This is a genomic window from Brevibacterium marinum, from assembly GCF_011927955.1.
In the GTDB taxonomy this organism is placed as follows: Bacteria; Actinomycetota; Actinomycetes; order Actinomycetales; family Brevibacteriaceae; genus Brevibacterium; species Brevibacterium marinum.
On sequence record NZ_JAATJN010000001.1, the window covers coordinates 4,149,992 to 4,173,785 of the forward strand.

Genomic DNA, 23,794 nt, shown 5'->3' on the forward strand with positions numbered 1-23,794 from the left:
CTCGGCGCTGCGGTCGGCGCTCGATGAAACTTCACGCCTGAGGCGTGACACTCAGGCGTTCGTGTCGGGGATCTTCCCGTAGCGGAAGGAGGTCCAGAAGTCTCCGCGGACGTAGCCGCCCTCGGGGTCCGGCTCGAAGTCCCAGTGTCGGACCTTGCCGACCTTGAGCGCATCGGCGACGAGCTGCCGGCTCGACTGGCTGCCGAGCACGTGCTCCTCGAGGTGGTCGAGGTCGTACCGCGCGTCGAGTTCTGCCCGCATTGTCGCCACGATCTCCGCATATGCGGCCTCACCTGCCCGATTGACCAGCTCCTCCGGATCGGAGGCCAGGTCGAAGAGCAGCTCGGGGTCGCCCGGGCAGATCGTGAGCTTGTACTGGCCGCGGATGAGCGTCACCTGCGGACGGTACGTGCCTTCCGCGAAGTACTCGATGATGACGTCGCGATCTTCCGGCCCCTTCTCCCCCGCAGCTTCCTGGCGGGCGGATTCGAACAGGGAGATTCCGGTCGCCGTCGGATCCGGCGATCCGGCCAGGTCGAGCAGCGTCGGCATGAGGTCGACGAGGCTGACGGGGTTCGCGTACCGGCCCGGGGTGACCGCCTCGGCGGGGCCGTTGATGATGATCGGGACGCGGGAGGACTGCTCGTACGGGGACATCTTGTACCACAGGCCCTTCTCCCCCAGCATGTCTCCGTGGTCGCTGGTGACGATGATGACCGTGTTGTCCTCGAGTTCGAGCTCCCGCAGGCGTTTGCGGACCTTGCCGATGTGGTCGTCGATGTAGCTCACGGCCGCATAGTAGGCACGGCGGGCCCGCCGGATGTCCTCGGTTCCCGGTTCGCGTTTGTCCAGCCCGCTCATCGTGCGCAGCCGGTGGCTGTGCGGGTCGACGGCGATGTCGGGGACCTCGGGGTGGGCCGGTCCGGGAATGTCCACCTCGGCGAACCTGTCCCAGTTCTCCCGCGGCGGCTCGTACGGGTCGTGCGGGTGGATGAACGAGGTGACCATGAGGAACGGCTGGTCCTCACCGGCGGCCTGGTTGGCCCGCACCCTGTCGTTGAGGTGGCGCAGGGTCCGGAAGCTCACCTCGTCGTCGAAGTCCTGCTGGACGTTGGCCTTCGCTGCACCGGCGGTGAAGACGGGGTCGGCCTCGTGATACCACTGCAGCTTCTGGTCGAGGGGACGCTGCCAGTCGGGGACCATGTCGAGGTCGGCCGGGTAGACGTCGGTGGTCAGGCGCTCTTCGAACCCGTGGTGCTGGTCGGGGCCGATGAAGTGCATCCGACCGATGAGCGCGGTGTGGTAGCCGAGCTTGCGCAGCCGGTGGGCGAAGGTCGGCACCGAGGCGGCGAAGTCGTCGCCGTTGTCCAGGCAGTCGACGTCGGAGGGCATCCGACCCGTCATCATCGATGCCCGCGAAGGTGCGCACAGCGGGGTGTTGCAGTACGCGCGATCGAAGACGGCCCCGTCCTCGGCCAGGGAGTCCATGTTCGGGGTCAGTGCGGCGGTGTCGCCGTAGGCCCCCAATGCCTGTGCGGCCATCTGATCGGCCTGGATCACAATGATGTTCGGCGGTTGCATATGCTGGTCACGTCCTTTCTGGGAACGTCAGGTCTGCTCTCTGTGAAAGCATGGTCTGCGAAGTCAGCTGCGTTGCGAAGCTGCGCAGGTGTGGAGATGGAACTGATTCGTGTGAGACCGAGTCTCACCGATGGATTGAAGGTGGCAACGATGGCCTCATGCTGCGGCCCGGCACGGAACTCTCCCGTCGGAGCGAGCCAGAGCGATCCTCGGCCCGCCGAGGTGGGTGTTGAGGAAGAAGAATCCCCCACCCAGGTGCGAACGTCGGGCCGGGAATCGACCGCAGCGCCCGGTCCCGATGCTCAGCTGCTGACCGAGCTCGCGGCCCTGGCCTCGCAGGATCTGCAGATGATCGGGCTGGCCGGCGGCACGTTCCTCATGGGCAGCGAGGATCCGTCGGCCTACCCCGCCGATGGCGAGGGGCCTGTTCGTGAGGTCGCAGTCACAGGCTTCGCGATCGCGGCAACGACGGTCACGGTCGCGCAGTTCGCCGCATTCGTCGCGTCGACGGGTCATCGCACTGATGCCGAAACTCATGGTGACTCCTTGGTCTTCAGCGGCCTGCTGGCCGAGGGGCTGGACGAGATCTCCCCTGCTGTGCAGGCTACCCCCTGGTGGCGTCAGGTCCCAGGTGCGGCCTGGTTCCGGCCCGGTGGGCCGACGCCCACCGGGGCCGAGGGGCCGAATCCGGTTGCCGGCGTTCCGGGCTCCACGCTCGCAGGATCCACCCTCGCACAGTGGGCGAGACATCCCGTCACTCACGTCTCCCGCACCGACGCCGAGGCGTATGCGCGGTGGGTGGGCGCCCGCCTGCCGACCGAGGCCGAGTGGGAGTTCGCCTCCCGCGGCGGGCTCGAACAGCAGCCGTTTCCCTGGGGTTCGGTCCGCGAGCCGGACGGAGAGGCGCGAATGAACACCTTCCCCGGCGTCTTCCCCGATGGGCCGACGGGACCGGTGGGCACCGTCCCCGCCGACTCGTTTCCTCCCAACGGCTTCGGCCTGCACAATACGACCGGCAATGTCTGGGAGTGGACTGCCGGCGAGTTCAGCGCCGAGGACCATCGCCCCGTCCTGCGCGGCGGGTCCTATATGTGCCATGACTCGTATTGCCGGAGGTATCGGACCTCGGCGCGCACGGCCGCGACACCGGACACATCACTCGGTCACACGGGATTCCGACTGGCCATCAGCCTCTGAGTCCGCCGCAGGGCTTCCCGACGACGCCGAGGATGTGCCGGCCCCCGCCGAGGCGGCGCGAACGTATTCGTCGGATTCCGAGGCCTCGGTGGCGTCGGCCTCGGCGGTGGTGGTTTGGGGTTCGTCCGCCTCGGAGGTGTCTGATTCGGGAGTCCACCCGTCGGCCCACTCACCGGTCTCGTAATCGAAGCCGACGGGTTCGCCGAACTCATCGGTGCGCTGGTACCAGTCGGTGTAGTCCTCGTGTTCCGAGTCGATTCCGCAGTTGGCGCCGTCGCCCGGTTCGGTCTGCACGACCTGGAGGGCGAAGTCGTCACCGAAGCGATCGGCACCGGCGACCACAGCATTGTCCACCGCGTTCTGCGCGTACTGACGACGCAGCGCCAAGGGATCGGTGCGCAGCTCCTTGTACCACGCGAGGATGATGAAGAGCATGATGATCGCGAACGGCACCGCAGTGACGATGACGAGCTGCTGCAGCCCCTCGAGCGCACTCGCATCGCCGAGGAGGAGCATGACGACCGCGATCCCGGACATCACGAGGCCCCAGAACACGACGACCCACTTCTTGGGTTCCTGGTCGCCGCGGCTGGCGAGCATGCCCATGACCACGGAGGCGGAGTCGGCCGAGGTGATGAAGAAGATCGCGAGCACGACGATCGCGACCGCAGGCAGCCATTCGACGAAGGGCAGGTTGCCGATGAGGGTGAAGAACACTTCGGGGGCCTCCATGCTTCCGTCGAACCCGGAGGCGCCCTCGCGGTACATCCAGATGGACGTTCCGCCCATGATGCCGTAGGCGACGAAGAGCAGGGCCGAGGGGATGAAGATCGTGCCGAGGATGAACTGGCGGATGCTGCGCCCGCGGGAGATGCGGGCGATGAAGGTGCCGACGAACGGTGACCAGGAGATCCACCAGGCCCAGTAGTAGACGGTCCACACGGACTGGAACTCCTGGGTCTCGGCACCCCAGGACAGGGACTTGCCCATCATCTCGAAGAGCGAGCCGAAGTATTCCATCATCGCCGAGGGCAGCAGGTTGAGCAGGAACAGGGTCGGGCCGAGGAACAGCACGAGTGCGACGATGCCGACGGTGAGGACGATGTTGATGCTCGACAGGTAGCGGATGCCCTTCGAGACCCCGGAGACCGCGGAGATGATGAATCCGATGGTGAGCACGCAGATGATGACGACGAGCATGTTGTTCGTCATCGGTCCTGCGCCGCTGACGATGCTCACACCCGTGCCGATCTGCATCGCCGCAATGCCCAGGGCGGCCGCGGTGCCGAAGAGTGTCGCGACGATCGCGAAGATGTCGACGAGTTTGCCGGCGTAGCCCTCGGTCCGGCGTTTGCCGAACAGGGACTGGAAGATCGAGGACAGCAGCAGCGAACGCCCGCGACGGTAGGCGGCATAGGCGATCGCGCCGCCGACGAGGGCGTACATCGCCCAGGCATGGAAGCCCCAGTGGAAGTAGGTCTGAGCCATCGCCCCGTGCAGGGCCTCGATCGTTTCGGGATCGTTCGTCAGCGGTGGTGGGCTGATGAAGTATGTCAGAGGCTCGGACGGGCCGAAGAACAGCACGCCGATGCCGATGCCGGCGGCGAAGAGCATCGCCACCCAGGAGAAGGTGCTGAATTCCGCCTTCTCATCGTCCTTGCCCAGCGGGATCCTGCCGTAGGAGGAGAACGCGAGGATGAGAAGGGCGACGAGCACGACGATGGCGACCACGTTGAAGAACCAGCCGACGTTCATCGTCGCCCAGTCGTAGGCGGTCTGCGCCACCGAGGCGACGCCGCCGGGATTCGTGATCCCCCAGATCACGAATGCCACCGTGAGGGTGCCGGCGATGGCGAAGATGATCTTGTCGAGGGAGTAGCGGCGACGCTGTTCGTCGATCGCGATGCCCGGGACCAGGATCGGGTGGGTGTTGTGCGGGTATTGGGTGTTGTTCGCCGGCTCGTCGTCGGGGCGGCGGGGGCGGCTGTAGTCCAGCTTGCCCAGGCCCTTGCGGGTCTCGCGGCTCATTCGCCGGGCATCGGCTTTGAGCTTCTCGCGTGAGACTCGGCGCTCGGTCGTCACGCCGCCGGAAGAGGCGGTCTCAGAGGCTGCCGTGTCGGAGGCAGCCGTGTCGGAAGAAGCGGTGTCGGGCGTTGCGGGTTCGTGCGGTGCGGTGTCATCGGAGTTGAGGTTCTCCGATGTGGGTGTGGAGTCATCGGACATTCAGCGATGGCCCTTTCTCAATCGTCGAGGTTGCAGATGATCGAAAATCGCTGAACCGATCTACGGCTCCGAGCCACACCACCCGATGGCCGCGCGTTCCCAGGAATCATTGGCATAGCCTGCCGTGGGGCGGGGCGCGGTGCGAGTCGCAGAGACGGTCCGGGCACAGAGGAATGCCCGGAAGATACCTGTCTGTGCCATAGCTTCGGACCCTAACAGCTTCCTGTGAGCTTCTCAAAGAAGACCTGGTATCGCCCAGAGCCGCTCTGCGGACACCGTGCTGCGGACGTCAGCCGGTGAGGAATCGCTGCTCGACGAGGGATACGATCTCCTCACTCGCCGCAATCGCGTCGAAGTCCGGGTCCTCGAGAGCTTCCGCGACGACAGCGTCGATAGCGCCTCCGATGATGAGTGCGGCCGTCCGCGATTCGGATGCTGCCTCGGCTCCGCGGGTGCGTCGAGCTGCGTCGATGAGTTCGGCCACGGGCTTCCACCTCTCCGAACTCCCGGTCCCTCCCTCACCATGGGTCAGCGCCTCGATGGTCAGGCGGGCGTGGCTGGGACGGTTGACGAAATGAGCGACCATCGCCCGCACATAGACACTCGGACGGTCGGCCACCTCGGCGGCGTCGATCGCATTGCCGACCGATTCGACCATCGCGTCCAGGACGCTTCGATATGTGCAGCTGACCAGATTGGCTTTGTCCGTGAAGTGATAGAGCACGGTCGGCTTGGTCACACCTGCGCGGTCGGCGATCTGCGACAGCGAAACACCGGAGAATCCGTGCTCGGCGAGGAGTTCGATCGTGGACTCGATGATCTGAGCTCTCCTGGCTCGCTGTGTGAAACTCGGTCGACGGTCGTACGACTTCTCCTCCGCGAGGTCTTGTGCCATGACGCAATGCTACTTTATGGTTGAATCACTGACCGATCGGTAGAGGATTTTTCGTGAACCCTGCTCCCGCTGCACCTCAGAGACCATGGCTGCCGCGCCGTGGAGTGATTGTCCCGGCGGCCTCTGCCCTCGTCATCGCGGGGCTCGTCGGGTTCTTCCTCCGGCCCACGTCTCCCGTGGGGCATTGGAACAGTGCCGAGGGAGAGGAGAAGTTCTTCTCGGCCTACGACAAGGCATTCGCGAGCATGCCGGATCCCGCCGAGTCCAGGGACGTCCGCACGGATTTCGGCATCGTCCGGGTCTACCGGTTCGAAGGTGCCGGCGAGGCGGCGCCGATGATGCTTCTGCCCGGGACTGCTGCGTCGACTCCGATCTGGGCAGGCAATATGCCGTCGCTGCTCGAGGTCGGTGACGTCTACGCGCTCGACCTCCTCGGCGAACCGGGCCGAAGCGTGCAGTCCTCACCGATCTCCGGGCCGGAGGACGAGGCCGAATGGCTCGCCCAGACGGTCGCCGCGCTTCCCGAGGACTCGCTGAACCTGGTCGGCCTCTCACTCGGAGGATGGACCGCCGCCAACCTCGCCATCCATCATCCGGAGCACGTGCGGTCGCTGACCCTGATCGATCCCGTCAACACCTTCGACAGCATTCCGCTGGAGACGGTCCTGCGTGCCGTTCCCGCCTCCGTGCCGTGGTTTCCCCGAGCAGGTCGAGATGCGTTCAATTCCTATACCGCCGGCGGTGCTCCTGTCGAGGATGTGCCGGTCGCGGACATGATCGAGGCGGGGATGCAGCACTACTCCATGAAGAAGCCCCAGCCTGTTCGGATCACCGAGCAGCAGCTGTCGGGTCTGACGATGCCGGTGCTCGCGCTCATCGCCGGCGACTCGGTGATGCATGACCCGCCGACGGCTGCGGCCACTGCGAAACGAGCTCTGGGTGCTTCAGCGGGGAGGGACTCCGGGGCGGCCTCTCGCACCGTCCGTGTCTACGAAGATGCGTCGCATGCCGTCAACGGAGAATATCCCGAGGAGATGGCTGCCGACATCGAACAGCTCATCACAGACGGTGCTCGGAGGTCCTCCGGATGATGGAGTACGACAGGCGAACAACACAGCCGCAGGTCAGTTCAGCAGGGCGCGATCGCCCAGCGTTGCGCCCTTGAGCTTCGAGAATTCGTCCAGCAGCGTCTCCACCGTCAGCGTCTTCTTCTCCTCGGCCGATGCCTGGTAGATGATCTCGCCCTCGTGCATCATGATCAGGCGGTTGCCCAGTGTGATCGCCTGTTCCATATTGTGGGTGACCATGAGCGTGGTCAGCCCGTCATTCGACACGATCTTGTTCGTCAGCTCCGTCACGAGGGCGGCTCGCTGCGGATCGAGGGCCGCAGTGTGCTCGTCGAGCAGCAGGATGCGCGGCTGGGTGAAGCCGGCCATGAGCAGGCTCAGGGCCTGCCGCTGTCCCCCGGAGAGCAGACCGACCTTGGTCTTCAGCCGGTTCTCCAGACCGAGTTCCAAGGTGGCGAGCTCGCCTCGGAATCTCTCCCGCCTCGCCGAGGTGGTTCCCCGTCCCAGCCCGCGCGACTTTCCGCGTTTGAGGGCCAGGGACAGGTTCTGTTCGATCGTGAGGTCGGGTGCGGTTCCGGCCATGGGATCCTGGAACACACGACCCAGATATTTGGCGCGCTTGTATTCGGGCATCCGGGACACCTCGGCGCCGTCGATCGTGATCGACCCGGTGTCGATGGGCAGGCGGCCCGAGACCGTGTTGAGCAGGGTCGACTTTCCGGCTCCGTTGGATCCGATGACGGTGACGAAATCGGACTCGTCGAGTTCGAGCGAGAGGTTCTGCAGGGCCTTGCGCTCGTTGACGGTGCCGGGGAAGAAGGTCTTCGAGATGGAATCGATCTTCAGCATCGGACTCAGCGCTCCTTCTGTTCCGGGGCCGCCGTGGTACCGGCCGTCGTCGTTCCGGCGGGTGCTGTTCCGACCGTCGTTCCGGCGGGTGTCGCCGACGTCTCCGCGGGGACGTCGGTGCCCTCGGACGGTGTGTCGGTGGTGCCGGCGGGCACCTGTGTTCCCGCTTCGTTCGCGGGGTCGTCGGCCGTTTCGTCGTCCGGAACCGCTGGTGCCGCCCGATTGCCGCGTGACCTCAGCGACGGTATTCGCCTGAGGAATCCCCAACGGGGCAGCAGCAGAGCGAGGACGACGAGGAGCGCCGTCGTGAGCTTCATGTCATTGGTGTCGAGTCCAGCGCGCAGCGCGAGGAAGATGATGAGTCGGTAGATGACCGAGCCGAGCATGGCGCCGAGGCTGGCCATGAAGATGTTGCGGCTGCCGAAGACGGCCTGACCCAGGATGACCGAGGCCAGTCCGACGAGGATGAGGCCGATGCCCATGCTGATGTCGGAGAAGCCCTGGTACTGGGCGACCAGTGCTCCGCAGAGTGCGACGAAGCCGTTGGACAGGGCCAGGGTCAGCATCGTCGTGTTGTCGGTGTTGACGCCGAGGCTGCGGATCATCTGCCGATTGTTGCCATTGGCCTGGATCGCCAGCCCCAGGTCGGTGGTGAGGAACCAGTCGATGGCGAATTTGAGGATCAGGGTGAAGACGAGAAGCACGGAGATGGAGATCCAGGTGCCCAGCCACATGTTCTCCCGCAGAGGGGTGAACACGGTGTCCTCTCGCAGGAGCGGAAGGTTCGCCTTGCCCATGATCCGCAGGTTGATCGACCACAGGCCGATCATCGTGAGGATACCCGCGAGGAGGCCGTCGATGCCGCCCTTGGTGTGGAGGAGACCGGTGATGTAGCCGGCGATGAGCCCGGCGCCGATGGCGGCCAAGGTCGCCAGGAAGGGGTTGACCCCGGCGATGATCAGCGATGCGGCTGTGGCGCCGCCGGTGGTGAAGCTTCCGTCGACGGTGAGGTCGGGGAAGTTGAGGACTTTGAAGGTCAGATAGACCCCGAGCGCCATCGCTGCGTAGATGAGCCCGAGTTCCAGTGCTCCGAACATGTGATTCCGATCAGGTGGTGAGGTGTCGAGTTGGTGCGGACCGCCGGCCGGTCACGAGAGTTCCGACCGGCGATCGGGATCCGCTCATTCGATGACGCTGTCGGCCTCATCGATGATGTCCTGTGGGATCTCCACACCCTGTCTCTTCGCGGCATCCGGGTTGACGACGAGCTCGAGGTCGGAGCTGGTCTCGACAGGCATGTCGGCCGGCTTCTCCCCGTCCTGGAGGATCTTCAGCGCCATCGTGCCGGTCTGCTCGCCGAGCTTCGTATAGTCGATGCCGCGGGTGATCGCCGCACCCTGCTCCACCTGGCCCGCTTCCGAACCGACCAGCAGCGCCTTGTGCTTCTCGGCGGCCTGGACCATGGTCGTGACCGCGGAGACGACGTTGTTGTCGGTGGGCACGTAGTAGGCGTCGACATCGCCGAGGGAGTTCACGGCCTGCGCGAGTTCGCCGGAGTTGGCGATCGTGGCTTCCTTGATCTCGACGTCGAGGTCCTTCGCGGCTTCTTTCGCCAGATCCACCTGCACCTGCGAGTTGACCTCACCGGAGCTGTAGACGATGCCGACGGTCTTCGCATCGGGTTTGAGGTCCTTGACCAGCTGGACCTGCTCGGCGACCGGGTTGAGGTCGGAGGTTCCGGTGACGTTGCCGCCGGGTGCGTCGTTCGATTTCACGAGACCGGCCTCTTCGGCGTCGGTGACGGCGGTGAAGAGGACCGGCATGCTCGTGATGGCCTGTGCTGCGGCCTGGGCCGCAGGGGTGGCGACCGCGAGCACGAGGTCAAGGTCCTGGTTCGCGAACGTCTGTGCGATGGAGGTGGCGTTGGCCTGCTCGCCCTGTGCGTTCTGCTCGTCCCATTCGACGGTGACGTCGGCGTCCTCGAAGGATTTCTTGAAGCCTTCGCTGGCCGCGTCGAGGGCCGGGTGCTGAACCAGCTGGGAGATGCCGATCGAGTAGGAATCGCCGCCGTCGCCCTCGCCGCCGGCGCCGTCTCCGCCCGAACATGCTGACACCGCAATTACCGAACTCACTGCCACGATCGCCGTGGCCAGACGTTTGAGACGCATTCTTCTCCCCTTTGAAAAACCGGTTCAACCGTCCAGAACCGGAACGAACACTGTCGCCGTTCCCGTACGGTCCCGTCGATGGGACCGCCGTGGAACTGCAGACGGACCACACGCGGCCCGCGGCTCAGTTCATTCTGGTTCCGCAGACGCGACGGGTACGGCTGTGATGGTCACCACTCTATTGGGCGCCGCTGACACGGGTGACCGATTCGGGGTTTTGGAGACAATCGTCCCAGTATCGTTATCTATCGCGACAAACGTCCCGCGGCCGGGTCGACCAGCCGCCCAGGTGTCCCGTGCGCCCTCGCGGGACGCCCCGACGGCGTCAGGCCTCGATCTCGACGTCCGACCTGCCCAGCACGTCGAGGATCCAGGCGAAATCGAACGCGGTCTCCCGCCACGAGTCGTAGCGGCCCGAAGCGCCTCCATGGCCGGCGGCCATTTCGGTCCTCAGCAGCGCATCGGCGCCGACCTCGCGCAGGCGGGCGACCCATTTCGCTGGTTCGACGTAGAGGACCCGGGTGTCGTTGAGTGAGGTTACGGCCAAGATCTTCGGATGATCCGCCTCGGCGACGTTCTCATACGGCGAGTACGAGCGCATGTACTCATACACGTGCACATCGTGGAGGGGATCGCCCCATTCCTCCCATTCGATGACGGTCAGCGGGAGTTCGGGCATGAGGATCGAGGTCAGCGCATCGACGAAGGGCACATGGGCACTGACGCCGGCGAAGAGGTCCGGTGCCATGTTCGTCACCGCACCCATGAGCAGCCCGCCGGCCGATCCCCCGGTGGCCACGAGCTTCTCAGGTGCCGTCCACCCTTCGGCGACGAGGTGGCGTCCGGCTGCGATGTAGTCCGTGAACGTGTTCCTCTTCGCCGAGGTCTTGCCCTGGTCGTACCAGTGGCGTCCCATTTCGCCGCCGCCGCGCACATGGGCGATCGCGAAGACGACCCCGCGGTCGAGCAGGGAGAGCCGGGAGACGGAGAAGTACGGGTCCATGCTCATCTCGTAGGAGCCGTAGCCGTAGAGCACCAGTGGGGCGGGCTCGGTCGGGGCTGTGCCTTGAGACTCCGGTTCCCTCGCCGAGGCGACCTCCCCCGCCGAGGCGGTCGTGCCGTGGGCGGGCGAGACGAGGTCGGTGCGATAGACCAGGGAGATCGGGATCTGCGTTCCGTCCTCGGCGCCGGCCCAGACGAGGGACTCGGCGTAGCGCTCGAGGTCGACGGACCCGAGGACCGGCTGGCGTTTGAGGATGGTGTCAGTGCCGTCTGCCACGCTGTGCTGATAGATCACAGCGGGCGTGGACATGGAGGTGAAGAGCAGTCGGATGCTCGTCTGTGTGAACTCGGGGTTGCCGGCGAATCCCAGGGTTCCGGTCTCACGAGAGAAGGGAAGTTCCTGCAGTCGGCCATACGGCGAGCCGACACCCCCGCCTTCAGCGGCGGACGCTTCCGCCGAGGCGGCCCGCCTCCCTGGCGCCGCCTCGATTCTATCCGTCGCCGGCTCGGGCCCTGGCGTCAGCTCGACGATGCCGACGCGGGCGAAGCCGCCGCGACGATAGCTGACGACGATGAAGTCCGCGAAGGCGTCGACGTCTTCGATGCGCAGACCCTCGACGTCCTCGAGCAGGGGACGTCCGATGGCCAGCGGATCGGCGACAGTTCCGGGGTCGTCGACCGCGTCGGCGGTTTCGCGGGCGGTGCCGGCGGGGTCGGTGACGGACACGTCGATGATGTCGAAGTCGGCGCGATCCTGGTTGTGGGTGATGAGGAACCGGTCCTCGTCGGCGATGATCGCGTGCTCGACGGAATACTCGACACCCTCGACCCGGGGCCAGACCACCTGCGGTGCCGCTTCCAGGTCCTCGGCTTCGAGAAACCAGAAGCCCGTGGTCGTCTTCGACCCGGTGACGACGAACATGTACTCACCGGACCGGGAGAATCCCGAGCCGACGAAGAAGCGCTCGTCGGGTTCATGGAAGATGCACACGTCCTCGCCGCTGTCGGTGCCGACGGCATGGCGCCAGACCTTCTCCGGGCGCCAGGCATCGTCGACGGTCGTGTAGAAGAGGAATCGTCCGGTGGGGTCGATCGATGCTCCTGCGAAGGTGCCTTCGACGGTGTCCGGCAGGTCCTCACCGCGGCTGAGGTCGCGAAGTCGCAAGGTGTAGCGCTCATCGCCGGAGGTGTCGATGCCGACAAGCAGGTATCTGCCGTCGTCGGTCAGCGAGAAGGTCCCCAGAGAGAAGAACTCCTGGCCCTCGGCCGCGACGTTCGAGTCGAAGACGACCTCCTCGCCGGGCAGCGGCTCCTCACCGACCTCGGGCGGAGTCCAGTCCTCGGCGTCGGCGATGGGCACACGGACGCTGATGCCGTAGTCGAGCCCCGCCTTCGTCCGCGAGAAGTACCAGTAGTTCCCGCGCCGGGTCGGCACGGACATGTCGGTCTCCTTGATGCGAGTTCTGATCTCGGTGAAGATCGATTCGCGCAGCGGCTCGAGCTGAGAGGTCTGTGCCTCCGTCCACTCGTTCTCGGCCTCGAGGTGGGCGATGACGTCCGGGGAGTCCTTGTCGCGCATCCACTCGTAGTCGTCGACGAAGGTATGACCGTGGTGCGTCCGTTCGTACGGGATCTTCTGGGCGACGGGAGCGCCGACCGTAGTGGTGGGAGCGCCGACCGTGGCGGCGCCTGCAGAGGGGCCGGGCTCGGTGGCTTCGGGAGCAGAGTCATTCATGTCTCCCAGCCTAGCCACCTCGGCGTTGACTGCACACAGCACTCGAATGAGCACAATGCGCAGAAGGGGAAGAACGAGCAGAACGCAATCAGTGCGCACAAGCACGTAATGTGACCTTGATCAACATAGGCTATGACGAGCCTCACATGTAACTCACAACAGATATGAAAGTTTGGTCAATGACGAACCAATCCGCCTCAGATCCTGGCGCAGATTCACGGTCCGGGCCGCCGCATCCGACGCGACGCATGTTCGGTCGAATCGCCTACGGCGCCCTCGCCGTGGCAGCCATTGGCACGGCCTCGACCTACTCCGTCAAAGCGGCCTCGGCCAAGGGTGATCTCTCTTCGAACCTCACGCTCATCGCACCTGCCGGAGCCGGCGGCGGCTGGGACGGATTCTCCCGAGAGACCCAGCAGGCCATGCGTGTGAACAAGCTGGCCAACAATGCCCAGGTCGTCAACATCCCCGGGGCCGGCGGCACCATCGGCCTCGGCAAGTTCTCCACCATGCACGGCCGGGCCGACACGATGCTGGCCACAGGCACCGCGATGGTCGGCGGCATTGCGCTCAACGATTCACCCGTCGGCTTCGATGATACGACGCTGCTCGCCCGCGTGGCCGAGGATTACGATGTGCTCATCGCCGCCGCCGACTCCCCCTACAACACTCTCGATGACGTCATCGGCCAGTGGAAGAAGGACCCCGAGGGCTTCGTCTGGACGGGCGGATCCGCCGGCTCCGTCGATCACCTCACGATCGCCCAGTTGGCGCTGCTGTCCGGCGTCTCCGCCTCGGGCATCACCTACATTCCGAAGGCCGGGGGCGGCGAGGCCATCCAAACGCTGCTCTCGGGGACCACCGACTTCGCCTCGTGCGGTTTCAACGAAGTCTCGGACCAGATCGAAGCCGGCAGGGTCAAAGCGATCGGCGTGGCCGCACCACAGCGCATCGCCGGCTACGAGGACGTCCCCACGATGACCGAACAGGGATACGAGGTGACGCTGACGAACTGGCGCGGCTGGCTCGGCGCTCCCGGCATCGGCGAGGACGAGACGTCACAGCTTCTCGACGTCCTCAGACAGACCCGCGACAGCCCGGAATGGGCGAACGCCCTCGAACGCAACAAATGGACGGATGTGTGGCTGACCGGTGATGAGTTCGCGGAATTCATCAAGGAGGACACCTCTCGAGTCGAGACGCTGCTGAAGGAGTTGGGACTGTGAGCACGGAGACGGCACCGCGGAAGAGCACCAGGACGGGCCACCTCGGCGCCGGCACCTGGTGGCAGGGACGATCGGGGCTCCTGGTCCCGCTCATCATGGCCGGTTTCTCGACCTACCTGCTCATCGGCATCATCACGATGGAAGTCGCCGAGGACGCGGAGCAGCCGGGGCCGCAGTTCTTTCCCATGATCATCATGATCGTCGGCTACATCCTCACGATCCTGCTGACGATCGCCTATATCCGCAACCCCGAACCCGTCGACGTCGATGACGACATCCCCGCCGAGGCGGCCGAGGACAAGGCGTTCTCGACTCCTGTCACCTCGGCGGTGTCGGCCTCGCACCTGGACCCGCACGAAGAGGACGAACCGGCCGCCGACCGCACGGCACTCGCCCGGGCCAGGGCCGCCGATTCGCGGCATCGGACCCACAGTGACTTCGTGTCCCTGGCCTGGGGTGCGGGCGGCTTTGCGGCGTTCGCACTGATCCTCGAGTTCGCCGGGTGGATCCTCGCCGCGGCGCTTCTGTTCTGGTGTGTGGCCCGGTCGATGGGTTCGAAGCGGCCCCTGTTCGACCTCACCGTGGCACTGACGTTCTCGTCCCTGGTCTACATTGCGTTCTCGGTGCTGCTGGGGCTCAATCTTCCTTCGGGAATTCTGGGAGGTGGCTTCTGATATGGACTCTCTCATGTCCCTCTTCGAAGGCTTCGCGCACGCTCTGACGCCGATGAACCTGCTCTGGGTTCTCGTCGGCTGCTTCCTCGGCACCGCCGTCGGCGTGCTGCCGGGCCTGGGGTCATCGATGGCCGTGGCACTGCTGCTGCCGATGACCTTCGCCCTCGACCCGACCGGCGCATTCATCATGTTCGCCGGCGTCTATTTCGGTGGTCTCTTCGGTGACTCCACCATGGCCATCCTGATGAACACTCCCGGTCAGGCGTCGGCGATCGCCTCGACGTTCGAAGGCCACAAGATGGCCCGCAACGGGCGAGCGCCGCAGGCCCTGGCCACGGCCGCGATCGGCGCGTTCATCGGCGGTTTCGTCTCCTGCTTCCTCGTCGTGTTCATCGCCCCTGCCCTGGCGGACTTCTCGACGAACTTCGGCCCCGCCGAATTCTTCGCCCTCGCGCTCTTCGCCTTCGTCGCCACGTCCTCGGTCGTCGCAGACTCCGTGCTCAAGGGCCTCATGGCGCTGGTGCTCGGCATCGGATTCTCGGTCATCGGCATCGATTCGGTCTCGGGCACGGAGCGCTTCACTTTCGGCGTGCCCGAGCTCTTCGACGGCGTCTCACTTGTCACCGTGACCGTGGCGATCCTGGCGCTGGGCGAGGTCTTCTTCATCGCCTCGCGGATCCGCCGCAAGGTCAACGACAATACGATCAACTCCTCGGGTCGGCCCTTCCTCTCGCGCGGGGAAGTCGCCGAGGCGCTGCCCGCCTGGCTGCGCGGCACCGCGATCGGTCTGCCCTTCGGCGTCATTCCCGTCGGCGGTGCCGATGTGCCGACGTTCATGTCCTACGGTCTCGAACGCAAGCTCGACTCCCGCCGCAAGCATCCGAAGTTCGGCGACAAGGGTGCCATCCGCGGCCTGGCCGGGCCCGAGTCGGCGGGCTCCGCCACGACCGGCATCGCCATGGGCGCCCTGCTGGCCCTGGGGCTGCCGATCTCCGCGACGGCCGCGATCATGCTGGCGGCTTTCCGGCAGTACGGTCTGCAGCCGGGACCGCTGCTCTTCGACCGGTCCCCGGAGCTCGTCTGGGGTCTGCTGGCGAGCTTCTTCATCGCCATGATCGTCCTGCTGATCATCAACCTGCCCTTCGCTCCCCTGTGGGCGAAGCTGCTCAAGATCCCGGATCCCTACCTCTACGGCGGCATCGCGGTGTTCTGCGGGTTGGGCATCTACGCCACCTCGGCGTCGCAGTTCGAGCTCTTGATCCTGCTGGGAATCGGCATCATCAGCTTCGTGCTCAAGCGCTACGGTGTGCCGCTGGCTCCGCTGATGATCGGCATGGTCCTGGGTCCGCTGGCCGAGTCGAGTCTGCGCGATGCCCTGCTGGCCTCGGGCAACGATGTGACCGTGCTCGTGTCCTCGCCGATCACGATCGTCCTCTACATCATCCTCATCGGCGCACTGCTCTACACAGGCGTCGGTCGCGTGCTGGCACGCCGTCGGCAGAAGCAGGCTGTGACTGCGGCGAAGAGTGAGACCGTCGGCTCGTGAGCTGAGCTGATCGGCAGCTGACGACGGTCGCACTGCTCGAGACCAGAAGAGAAGCGGCCCCGAGGATGATTCATTCGAATCGTCTGCGGGGCCGCTTCGTCCCATCGACCGAGCGTGCGCCGCCTCCACTGCACGATCAGGGGCCGGCGATCTCCGCCTCGATGGGTGCCTGAGAGTCGACCCCATCGGCCTCGGCGCTGCCGGGCAGCAGTCTCCCAGCGCCCTTGAGTCCGAAGCTCGTGAGCACCGCCGCAGTCAGCGCGAGGACGACCGCTGCACCGGCGGCCCACTGCACGCCGAGGTCGAAGGACGTCACCGCCGCCTCGGCGATCTGCTCACCGACGCGACCGCCCTGTGCACCCGCGGATTCGAGCGCCGAGCCGAGCGTCTCGAAATCGGGCCCGGTGGCTCCGGCGCCGAGAATCGTCTGCAGGTGGGCGCCGTAGACCATCGTCGAGAGACCGCCGAGGACGGCGGTGCCCATGACCGAACCGAACTCGTAGGCGGTTTCGGAGATCGCCGAGGCGGCTCCGGCCTTGTTCGCGGGCACCGCAGCCAGGATGAGGTCGTTCGTGATGACCTCGGCCGTCCCGATGCCCATGCCGAGGATCAGGAACGAGATGATCACGCCCGCCACCGAGTGCTCGGGTGAGAACGCGATGATGCCCAGTCCGATCGCGTTGAGGACCAAAGCGCAGGGAACGACCACGCGCGGCTGCAGGCGGGCGATGATCGGCACCGCCGCATAGCCCGCGGCGATGGAGGTGGCCAGCCCGGGCACCAGCACCAGAGCGGCCTCGACCGGTGAGAGTCCGAGCACCAGCTGGAGCAGCTGCGTGCCGAAGTAGAGGAATCCGGCCAGGCCCATGACGCTGAGCAGGTTGGACAGCACTGCGGAGGTGAAGACCTTGTTCGCGAAGAGTCTGACGTCGAGCATCGGGTTCGACGAAGCGAGCTGACGAGTCACGAATCCGACTCCGGCAGCTGCCGCGACGACGATGCTGACCCAGAACGGCAGATCCGCACCGACGGCCATGACGTGTTTGATGGCGAAGACGAGTGGGGCGAGCATGAGCATCGACAATCCGATCGACAAGGGGTCGATCCGGCCAGGGTTCGGGTCCCGCGATTCCGGCAGCAGGAGGATCGCTGCGGGGATGAAGATCGCGATCAGCGGCAGGTTGATGAAGAAGACGGAGCTCCAGTGGAAGTGTTCGAGCAGGACACCGCCGACGATGGGGCCCAGCGCCGCACCGCCACTGAACATGGCGGCCCAGGTGGCGATCGCGATGCGACGGTCCTTGTCGTCGGCGAAGATATTGCGGATCAGCGACAGGGTCGAGGGCATCAGCGTAGCGCCGAAGAGACCCAACAGTGCGCGGGCGAGGATGAGCATCTCCGCCGAGGTGGAGAACGCAGCCAGAAGCGAGGCCAGGCCGAAGCCTGAGGCCCCGATGACCAGGAGTTTGCGGCGACCGACCCGGTCACCGATGCTGCCCATGGCCACGAGCAGGCCGGCGAGCATGAGCGCATAGATGTCGACGATCCAGAGCAGCTGGGTGCCGGTGGGATGCAGGCCGGTGCTGATGGCCGGTATCGCGAATCCCAAGACCGTGTTGTCGATCGAGATGAGCAGAACGGGGATCATCAGCACAGCCAGGCCAGCCCATTCGCGCCGGCCGGCGCGCACGTGTGGTGTCTGTGATGTGAACATGGACCCCACTATACCGTCTAGACGGTATAGTTGAAAAGTCGAATGCCGGAATGCTCAACTCAAGGTCAGCCGTCACCTCGATTGCGCGACATGCTCCCCCTACCGCGCCCGCACCAGAGTTCGACTAGGCTCATGGTCATGGCACGAAACTCCTCCGACACGAAAGAGAGACTGCTCGATTCGTTCGAGACTCTCCTCGATGAACACGGCGCAGCGGGTGCCACCCTGGATGCCGTCGCAGCGAAGGCAGGCGTGTCCAAGGGTGGTCTGCTCTATCACTTCGGGTCGAAGGCAGAGCTGGTCAAGGGCAGCCTCGAACGCCTCGGCAGACTCGTCGTGGAAGACGTCGAAGAGATGAAGGCCGCCGGCGACCGTCTGCATTCGTACTATCTCGAGACCTCGGCGGAGGTCGGCACGCCACTCGATCGCAGTCTCATCGCCGCCGGCCGCCTGGCCCAGGAGAACGAGGAAGCGAAGACCGCGTTGCGGAAGACCCGGGAAGCCTGGTTCGACGTGCTCAACGAACACCTCGGCGACCCACATCTGGCCATGACGGTCCAGCTCATCGGCGACGGCATGTACTTCAACCAGAACTTCGGGCTCTCCCAGGACGACGCACTGGCCCATGTGAAGAACGTACTCGCCCGCCTCGGGCTGTGAACCGTCAGCCGCCATCAAGCGCCCCGCTTCACAAGCAGCACCCCGTCAGTTCATTCTTAGCTGGACGTTTTGGGCCGACTTTTCTGCCGGTTATCAGCCCAAAACGTCCAGCTAAGGACGAGGAAACATGATTGCGCCCTCTGCGGCAAGGGTTGTTTGGTACCCGGGGTCGTGGTGAAACGGCCTTGCACTTAAGTTCGATTTGCTGTGGATGACGGGCCTCCATCCACAGGTCCGATTTTCGACCTTCCCATCCCAGCACCACTGCACCACCATGATCTCCATGTTCAACGATTCGAAGTGGGAGATCCGCAGCTACCCGCGACTTTTCCACGCGCAGAGTGCCGAATCGTTGGGAATTACGCGCCACGGGCTGTTCCACACTGACCGCTACCCGGTGGTACTGCCGGGCATCAGGATGGACCGGGAGTCCTTCGATCGCTTCCGCACACCTCGATGGGCCGATCAGAGCTGGGAAAGCGAAACCTTGAGGCTTCGTGCCGCTGTGCTCAAGTTCCCCCACGTTGTCGCCAGTCATGCGAGCGCCGCAAGAGTCTACGGCTGGCCCCTGCCACCACGACTGATGACCAACCGCCTGCACGTCTCGACCAACGACATAGACACCCGCATTCGGATGCCTCAAGTCACACTTCACCGGACTCCGCACTTCTCCAAGTGGAGGTGGCTCGATCTGCCCGTACTGAAGCCGGAGGACGTCTTCATCAGCCTTGCCACTGAACTATCGGTGCATGATCTGGTGATGCTTGGTGACGCCGCAATCGGCAAGTGGCACGGTCCGCCCCAGACAAACATCGCTGACCTGCGCAGACGCTTGGACGGTTACCCTCGAGTCCGCGGACGTCGGCATCTGCTCGAGGCACTGGAATTGATACGCCCCAAAGTCGACTCTCCAGCGGAGACCAAACTGCGCTTGTGGGCCAGAGCTGTCGGGTTGCCTGAACCGGTCGTTCACCCACAGATCCGCAGCCGCCTGTTGACACGAGTGATCGAACCAGACCTGGGGTACCCGGACAAGAAGCTCGCGTTGGAATACGAGGGCGAACAGCATCTGAGATCCAAAGACCAATGGATCAGTGACATCGATCGCGATGAAGCAATGGTCTACGCGGGTTGGACCGTCCTCAAAGTGACCAGCAGAACCGACATGCAACAGCTCGAGGCAAAGATCCGCGACCACCTCGACCTATTGTGATGCCACACTTGGCGCTCAGCTCCACTTAGCTGGACGTTTTGGGCTGACATTTTCACCTCTCGTCAGCCCAAAACGTCCAGCTAAGACTGCCGGATCGCTTGGGCCGGCGGCCGGCGGCGGGGCCGCGGGGCCGCGGGGCCGTGCTGGCGGCGGGGCCACCACCTCAGCTCAGGTGGTGCACCTCCTGGAGGCCGTACACCGGGGTGTCGATGCCCTCGTAGCGGGCCTTGAGCTGTAGAGCCAGGTACAGCGAGTAGTGACGTGACTGGTGCAGATTGCCTCCCTGGAACCATAGGTTCTCCTGCTGGGTCGGCTTCCACATATTGCGCTGCTCGCCTTCCCACGGTCCCGGGTCCTTCGTGGTATCGGAGCCCAGTCCCCAGCACTTGCCCACCTTGTCAGCGGTCTCCTGGTCGACGAGGTCGGCGACCCAGCCGTTCATCGAACCGTAGCCGGTCGCGTAGACGACGAGGTCGGCCGGCAGCTCGGTGCCGTCGGCCAGCACTACGGAGTCCGAGGTCAGGTGGTCGACTTCGCCTTTGGCCAGCTTCACCTTGCCGTCGGCGACGAGTTCTGCGGAACCGACGTCGATGTAGTAGCCGGAGCCTCGCCGCAGATACTTGAGGAACATCCCGGATTCGTCGTCTCCGAAGTCGAGGTCGAAGCCTGCGTCCTCCATCCTCTGGTAGAAGTCCTTGTCGCGTTCCCTCATCTGGTCGTAGAGCGGAATCTGGAACTCGTGCATGATCCGGTACGGCAGGGACGCGAATGTGAGATCGGCCTTCTCCGTGGTCACCCCATTGGCGAGCGCCCTCTCCGAATAGAGGTCGCCGAGGCCGATCTCCATGAGCGAGTCACTCTTGACGATGTGCGTGCTCGAGCGCTGCACCATCGTCACGTCGGCGTCGTTCTCATACAGTGCCCCGCAGATGTCGAACGCGGAGTTGTTGCTGCCGATGACGATGACCTTCTTGCCCCGGTAGGCGTCCGGTCCAGGGTGCTGCGAGGAGTGCTGCTGCTCGCCTTGGAAGACCTCGGATCCCGGGAACGAGGGGACGTTCGGCTTTCCGGACATCCCGGTCGCCATCACCAGATGGGTGGGTTTGAGCGTCATCTTCTCGCCGTCGCGGTCGATCTCGACCGTCCACCGCTTCGACGTCTCGTCGAACGTCGCCGAGGTGGCTGCCGTGGCTGACCAGTACGGAATCTCCATCACCTTGGTGTAGAACTCCAGCCAGTCGGCGATCTTGTCCTTGGGCGCGAACACCGGCCAGTTCTCGGGGAATTTCAGGTAGGGCAGGTGGTCGTACCAGACCGGGTCGTGCAGACACAGCGACTTGTAGCGTGAGCGCCACTGGTCACCCGGGCGGTTCCACCGGTCGATGACGAGGGCCGGAACCCCGAGCTGGCGCAGGCGAGCGCCCAACGCGATTCCGCCCTGGCCCCCGCCCACGACGAGCGTGTAGGGCTGAGCCGTCTCGCCCCAGGCCGCATCTTCGTCCGCGAGCTTCTCCGACCAACTCTTGCGATCGGGGTCGACCCCATGCTCGGCACCCTTGGGCCGACGCGTCCCCTGCGGCTCTTCGTGGCCCTTGAGCTCCTGCAGGGTGGTCAGCAGCGTCCACGCCTTCGTGCCGTCCTCGTCGATCAGCCGGACCATGCCCTTGCCCCTGCCCACCGCTGTGGAGTATGTGAACCAGGCTTCTGTGACTCCGTCGGCCGAGGCCGCCGGTTCGCTGAGTTCGAACTCCGAGGCAGAGACCCGTTCGATGACCTCCGTCAGCAGATCCCTGATCCCGTCGTGGTTCTCCACCGTTGCGAGATTCCAGGAGAAGCCCACGAGGTCTCTCCAGTAGCTGGTCGTGGCGAAGAGCTCCACCGCTGCTTCGACGTCGCGGCTGCGCATGGCAGCTTCGAAGGTGCCCAGCCATTGGGTTGCGATGTCGTCGGCGGTGAGCTGAGTACGGTCAATTGTCGTTGTCATGTCACTCCTCTTCTTTGAGCTGTGTGGTCCCACGCTATGCCGCCCGATCCCGGCCCGAAAGAGTTGCATCATGTTGCATGGCCAGGCTCGATCACCCGTGCCTATACTCGTCATATGCCTCAGCCCGATCTGGTGCATCTCGCCAGAGATCTGACACGCATTCACGATGCCGTGATCACCGGCGGTTCGCCGCCGGAGCAGCCGCGAGCGCTCGTCGCGCGCTCGTGGCATCGAATGCTGCGTTTGGGTCTTGATCCCTCGGGAGGCAATCGTCGAGTCGTGGCCGCCGAGGCGGACGTCGAGTTCCGCAGGCGCCGGTCGAAGCTGCGCCTCATCGTCGAAGAGCTGAGATCCGTGCTGCTGCAGATGCCCGATGCGGCGACGTTCATCCTCGTCGTCGCCGATGCCGAGGGTGTGATCCTGTGGCGCGACGGCGCTGCTGCCGCCCGACATCAGGCAGACGGTCTCGGGTTCGTCGAAGGCGCGCACTGGTCCGAGCCCACGGTCGGCACCAACGCCATCGGCACGGCACTGGCCGAAGAGGCCCCGGTCCAGCTGTTCTCCGCCGAGCACTTCGAAACCTCGCAACACCCCTGGTACTGCAGTGCTGTGCCCATCCACGACCCCATCGACGGCGGCCTCCTGGGCGTCGTCGACATCAGCGGGCCGGCGCTCACCCTCCATCCTGCCGTCCAGTCGCTCGTGACGACGGCTGTCCACTTGGCCCAGGCTCGGCTCTCGCTCATCCAGCAGGAGCAGCTGAACAGTCTGCGCAATCGCATGTCGACCGTCCTCAGCGGCAGCACGGGTCCGGCACTGGTCGTCGATGACGATGGCTGGGTCGCCTACCAGCAGGGAGTCCGCAGCCGGGACCGGATCGAGGTGCCGGTGCCCGACCGTACGATCCTCGTCCCCGGGGCGGGACTGTGCCTGCCGGAGAAGGTCACCGGAGGGTGGCTGCTGAGACCATCAGGCGACGCCGAGGGCTCCCAAGTCTCGGTGACACTCCGGCGGACTGTTCAGCCCGCGGTGCTTGAGATCATGTCCGGAGCCGAGCCCCTCAACGTTCCGCTCACTCCGCGCCGTACGCAGATCCTCGCAGCGATCACCTCGGCGGGGGCAGCCGGGATCAGTGCTGCCGAGCTCAGCCGGACACTGTACGGCGACGCCGAGCATCTGGTTACGGTGCGCGCCGAGGTGTCCCGACTGCGACGCTCGATCGGCGCACTCCTTGCGACGCAGCCTTATCGGTGGGCCGAAGGCGTCAGTGCACGAGTGGAGTGACACGGACGATCAGTTTCCCGCAGCATCGAGCCACCAGCGATAGCGCATGCGCAGCGCTCTCTCCGTGCTGGCGACCGCGGCAGCTGCACCCAGGCTGATGCTGAGCCACAGGGGCAGGTCGATCAGCGGTTCGACAGGACCGATCTGCTCAGCAATGGGTGGGATCTGCAATATCGGCACGGCGATCTGCTGAAGCAGCAGCACGACGCCCACCAGCAACAGCACAACAGAGATCGCACCGACCACACGACTCAACAGCGGACGGCTCTCGTCCAATCTGGCTCTGCGGCCCTCCGCCGATCGGGGATCGGGCCGCATCTGCCGTTCAACTCCAGCGTCGGCGACGAAGTGACAGCGCTTCAGCCCGAAGTTGCTGGAAGCGACTTCGATGTTCCCACCCTCGACTGAAAAAACGGCAGGAACCCTCGAGACTTCATGCTGTCGATCATTGCGGTAGAGGAAGACCTTCATATAGCCGTTCTCGTCTGTCTTCCACTGCCGCACATCCACTGCGTATCTCACGGGCCTGCCCCCGAAGTCGACGAGTTCAAGGTGAAGCAGTGATCTGCCCAACAGCTGCCACCAACGGAACCTCGGCAGCGGCCTACCGTCCCCAAGCTCGACTCGATTGAGCGCTCGACGCCTTCGCCATTGCTGGAACATCGGGCTGCCTCCTCGGCACTCGCCATAGGACCAACACAGTGTGTTGGCACGATCACCAGTAGACTAACACGGTGTGTTGGTAAGTAAAAGATGCAAAGGGGGCGATCGCGCGA

18 protein-coding genes are annotated in these 23,794 nt (G+C 65.0%); 8 read left to right on the top strand and 10 right to left on the bottom strand.

Going from position 1 to position 23,794, the window contains the following annotated elements; translation table 11 throughout:
• Window positions 1–51 precede the first annotated feature (51 nt).
• On the bottom strand, window positions 52–1,581 hold the full coding sequence (betC, locus tag BKA07_RS18620; RefSeq protein ID WP_167952604.1) for a choline-sulfatase: 1,530 nt from the start codon (window positions 1,579–1,581) through the stop codon (window positions 52–54).
• Window positions 1,582–1,731: 150 nt separating this feature from the next.
• Between betC and BKA07_RS18625 the strand changes: the two genes are divergently transcribed.
• Window positions 1,732–2,778: a formylglycine-generating enzyme family protein gene (locus BKA07_RS18625; RefSeq protein ID WP_167953399.1), complete on the top strand. Its 1,047-nt coding sequence runs from the start codon at window positions 1,732–1,734 to the stop codon at window positions 2,776–2,778.
• Here the strand turns inward: BKA07_RS18625 and BKA07_RS18630 are convergent.
• Together BKA07_RS18630 and BKA07_RS18635 are read right to left on the bottom strand one after the other, a co-directional pair.
• Window positions 2,737–5,001 carry a BCCT family transporter gene (locus BKA07_RS18630; RefSeq protein ID WP_245162012.1) on the bottom strand — a complete coding sequence of 755 codons (2,265 nt, stop codon included), beginning with the start codon at window positions 4,999–5,001 and terminating at the stop codon, window positions 2,737–2,739. The two genes, BKA07_RS18625 and BKA07_RS18630, sit on opposite strands and share 42 nt — an antisense overlap.
• A 289-nt stretch (window positions 5,002–5,290) precedes the next feature.
• A complete protein-coding gene (locus BKA07_RS18635; RefSeq protein WP_167952606.1) occupies window positions 5,291–5,896 on the bottom strand; it encodes a TetR/AcrR family transcriptional regulator in 606 nt (201 codons plus the stop codon).
• 53 nt (window positions 5,897–5,949) lie between these two features.
• Here BKA07_RS18635 and BKA07_RS18640 point away from each other — a divergent pair, with 53 nt between their 5' ends.
• Window positions 5,950–6,987, top strand: coding sequence for an alpha/beta fold hydrolase (locus BKA07_RS18640; protein WP_167952608.1), 1,038 nt, complete (start codon window positions 5,950–5,952; stop codon window positions 6,985–6,987).
• A gap of 33 nt (window positions 6,988–7,020) precedes the next feature.
• Here BKA07_RS18640 and BKA07_RS18645 read toward each other — a convergent pair whose 3' ends face one another.
• The 4 genes from BKA07_RS18645 to BKA07_RS18660 all read right to left on the bottom strand — a co-directional run bounded on the left by BKA07_RS18645 (window position 7,021) and on the right by BKA07_RS18660 (window position 12,717).
• Window positions 7,021–7,812: an ABC transporter ATP-binding protein gene (locus BKA07_RS18645; protein ID WP_167952610.1), complete on the bottom strand. Its 792-nt coding sequence runs from the start codon at window positions 7,810–7,812 to the stop codon at window positions 7,021–7,023.
• Between the two features lie 5 nt (window positions 7,813–7,817).
• The gene (locus tag BKA07_RS18650) at window positions 7,818–8,909 is read right to left on the bottom strand and encodes an ABC transporter permease (RefSeq protein WP_167952612.1); all 1,092 of its coding nucleotides are present in this window, start codon (window positions 8,907–8,909) and stop codon (window positions 7,818–7,820) included.
• An 84-nt stretch (window positions 8,910–8,993) separates the two neighbouring features.
• Window positions 8,994–9,980, bottom strand: a complete 987-nt coding sequence (locus BKA07_RS18655; protein ID WP_167952614.1) for an ABC transporter substrate-binding protein — start codon at window positions 9,978–9,980, stop codon at window positions 8,994–8,996.
• A 325-nt stretch (window positions 9,981–10,305) separates the two neighbouring features.
• Window positions 10,306–12,717 (bottom strand): S9 family peptidase, encoded by a 2,412-nt coding sequence (locus BKA07_RS18660; protein WP_167952616.1) that lies wholly within the window; start codon window positions 12,715–12,717, stop codon window positions 10,306–10,308.
• Window positions 12,718–12,896: 179 nt separating this feature from the next.
• Here BKA07_RS18660 and BKA07_RS18665 point away from each other — a divergent pair, with 179 nt between their 5' ends.
• The 3 genes from BKA07_RS18665 to BKA07_RS18675 are packed head-to-tail and all read left to right on the top strand — an operon-like array spanning window position 12,897 to window position 16,163.
• Window positions 12,897–13,943, top strand: a complete 1,047-nt coding sequence (locus BKA07_RS18665) for a Bug family tripartite tricarboxylate transporter substrate binding protein (RefSeq protein WP_167952618.1) — start codon at window positions 12,897–12,899, stop codon at window positions 13,941–13,943.
• Window positions 13,940–14,617, top strand: a complete 678-nt coding sequence (locus BKA07_RS18670) for a tripartite tricarboxylate transporter TctB family protein (protein WP_167952620.1) — start codon at window positions 13,940–13,942, stop codon at window positions 14,615–14,617. Before BKA07_RS18665 ends, BKA07_RS18670 begins: the two co-directional genes overlap by 4 nt.
• A gap of 1 nt (window position 14,618) precedes the next feature.
• On the top strand, window positions 14,619–16,163 hold the full coding sequence (locus BKA07_RS18675) for a tripartite tricarboxylate transporter permease (RefSeq protein ID WP_167952622.1): 1,545 nt from the start codon (window positions 14,619–14,621) through the stop codon (window positions 16,161–16,163).
• 136 nt (window positions 16,164–16,299) lie between these two features.
• Here BKA07_RS18675 and BKA07_RS18680 read toward each other — a convergent pair whose 3' ends face one another.
• The gene (locus BKA07_RS18680; RefSeq protein ID WP_167952624.1) at window positions 16,300–17,877 is read right to left on the bottom strand and encodes an MFS transporter; all 1,578 of its coding nucleotides are present in this window, start codon (window positions 17,875–17,877) and stop codon (window positions 16,300–16,302) included.
• A gap of 138 nt (window positions 17,878–18,015) precedes the next feature.
• On the opposite strand from BKA07_RS18680, the gene BKA07_RS18685 reads away from it, so the two are divergent.
• Window positions 18,016–18,537, top strand: a complete 522-nt coding sequence (locus tag BKA07_RS18685) for a TetR/AcrR family transcriptional regulator (protein WP_167952625.1) — start codon at window positions 18,016–18,018, stop codon at window positions 18,535–18,537.
• A gap of 283 nt (window positions 18,538–18,820) precedes the next feature.
• The gene (locus BKA07_RS19450) at window positions 18,821–19,750 is read left to right on the top strand and encodes a hypothetical protein (RefSeq protein ID WP_245162013.1); all 930 of its coding nucleotides are present in this window, start codon (window positions 18,821–18,823) and stop codon (window positions 19,748–19,750) included.
• A 163-nt stretch (window positions 19,751–19,913) separates the two neighbouring features.
• On the opposite strand, the gene BKA07_RS18695 is transcribed toward BKA07_RS19450, so the two are convergent.
• Window positions 19,914–21,734, bottom strand: a complete 1,821-nt coding sequence (locus BKA07_RS18695) for an NAD(P)/FAD-dependent oxidoreductase (protein WP_167952628.1) — start codon at window positions 21,732–21,734, stop codon at window positions 19,914–19,916.
• A gap of 114 nt (window positions 21,735–21,848) precedes the next feature.
• Between BKA07_RS18695 and BKA07_RS18700 the strand changes: the two genes are divergently transcribed.
• Window positions 21,849–23,018 (top strand): GAF domain-containing protein, encoded by a 1,170-nt coding sequence (locus BKA07_RS18700; protein ID WP_167952630.1) that lies wholly within the window; start codon window positions 21,849–21,851, stop codon window positions 23,016–23,018.
• Window positions 23,019–23,027: 9 nt separating this feature from the next.
• On the opposite strand, the gene BKA07_RS18705 is transcribed toward BKA07_RS18700, so the two are convergent.
• On the bottom strand, window positions 23,028–23,489 hold the full coding sequence (locus tag BKA07_RS18705) for a hypothetical protein (protein WP_245162014.1): 462 nt from the start codon (window positions 23,487–23,489) through the stop codon (window positions 23,028–23,030).
• Window positions 23,490–23,794: the final 305 nt, after the last annotated feature.